The organism is Furfurilactobacillus milii, from assembly GCF_009863985.1.
In the GTDB taxonomy this organism is placed as follows: domain Bacteria; phylum Bacillota; class Bacilli; order Lactobacillales; family Lactobacillaceae; genus Furfurilactobacillus; species Furfurilactobacillus milii_A.
The window spans coordinates 18655-20486 of the sequence record NZ_WEZT01000009.1 but is presented as its reverse complement, the minus strand read 5'-3'; the positions used below and the strand labels follow the sequence as shown (position 1 = coordinate 20486).

General features: G+C 40.0%; 1 protein-coding gene and 1 other annotated feature. The gene reads right to left on the bottom strand.

Annotated features, from left to right (window positions below):
• Positions 1 to 328: 328 nt before the first annotated feature.
• Positions 329 to 1282, bottom strand: coding sequence for a zinc-binding dehydrogenase (locus GB992_RS06325; protein ID WP_161001702.1), 954 nt, complete (start codon positions 1280 to 1282; stop codon positions 329 to 331).
• 161 nt (positions 1283 to 1443) lie between these two features.
• Positions 1444 to 1695, top strand: a binding site (T-box leader).
• Positions 1696 to 1832: the final 137 nt, after the last annotated feature.

Here is a 1832-nt window from a genome sequence, read left to right as displayed (position 1 = left end):
CAGAGACCACTTAAAATACTTGACTGGCAAACACCTTATCAGATCATGCTGACAAATTTGTCCAAAAATTCGGATTAAATTTGCAATCTACCATATGACTAGGGCTGCCAATAACGAACTCATCGATTGGATTCGTGGCCATAACATTAACCTTAAATATATTTACCTCACCTATGCACATGCTCAAGGTTCCAGAAAACCCCGACGATCCAAAGATTTTAGATCAAACGATTGAGTGCATCACATTCTGTCATTCGTTAATTGAAAATGTATTTTCAAAAAAGAGGGATTCTCAACTTATACATGTTGAGAACCCCTCTTTTTACGCTTAGTCTTTTTTATCTGTGGTCACAATTACCTGTCCTAACTCATGAGAATTCATGACATAATCCTGAGCTTGAGCAATATCCTCAAGCTCGAATACCTTAGCAATTGGAATTTTAAGATGATTTTCCTGAATCAGCTTAAACATTTGGTTTAGTAATCTTGAATCGACTGCATCCGAGCTGAAAAAAATTAGAAATTTATTTTTCAGTTCATATGGACTAAAGCTGTCAACAGCCCAACCTCCTGCCAATGCGCCAATCATTGTAACTGCTCCACCATCTGTCACATGTTTTATAGAATCATTCATGGTTGCGATGCCAACCATATCAAATACAGCATCGAATTGCTCGTCTGTTTGCAACTGATTATCTTTATCCAACACGACTTGATTTGCCCCTAATTTGATTAACTGGGGCAACATTTCCTTTCGACGACTGGTTCCGATAACAGTGAGCCCCATTGCCTGCCCAAGTTGAATCATGGCCAGACCAACTGTGCTCGTCGCACCACGAACCAATATGCTATGTCCCGCTGACACGCGTGCATGCTGTAGCGCGCCAAACGCAGTATAGAAGTTTTCTGGATAAGTAGCCAATTGTGTGTAGTCACCATCTAAAGACGTCGGATAAATATTTTTGTCATCAATTAAAGCGTATTCTTGATAACTACCGTCCACATCATGTCCTAAACCACCCATTAAAGTTACAACACGTTGGCCCTTCATAAAATGCCCATTTGTTGACGACTGTTCGATTACGCCAACGGCCTCAACACCAAGGACCCGTGGAAAGGTAACTGCAGGCCAACCTGTTTGACGTGTTAATACCTCATAACGGTGCACACCAAATGCGTGAATTTTAATTACTGATTGATCAGTTGTGGCTTGCGGTATTGGTCGCTCCCCTATCTGCAAAACACTTGAATCACCTGTTTGTCGAACAACTACTGCTTTCATTTTTTGCCTCCTCATTTGAATAACATCATTTTAAGAAACAAAACATAACAGTTGTTTGTCAGGTTTTATTCATTTTATGTATCATAAAATGAAAAATGAATGACAATTCACACTTGACACTCATTTTAAAAGTTGTAGATTTAAGTCATCAGTTTAAAAGCAGAAACGCAATGACAAGAAGAGTACGGTTAAACGTCTTCCACAGAGAGGTGCATGTTGGTGAAAGCACTGTTGATGAATAGCCCGAAGATGATCTTCAAGCGACATCGTCGATCCGAATGTGGTTAGACGATGCTGGGTGCGCCCATTACAGCGCCAGAGTATCAGGTTTGTGCACGAACCTGGCACTTGGCGAGGAAACAATCGCGAGGTTGCTTCAAAATAAGGTGGTAACACGGAAATCCGTCCTTTATTAACAAATTATTGTTAATAGAGGACGGATTTTTTCTGTTTGGCAAATTCTATAATTAATCCGAACAGAAATTAAAAAGCCCAAAGCAATCACTTACAATGGTAGTAGCTAATTCCAACCAATATAGGGAGTGATTAC

Bases quoted from the DNA above. Each gene is read 5' to 3' on its own strand.
- GB992_RS06325 (WP_161001702.1), bottom strand. From the start codon at position 1,282: ATGAAAGCAGTAGTTGTTCGACAAACAGGTGATTCAAGTGTTTTGCAG.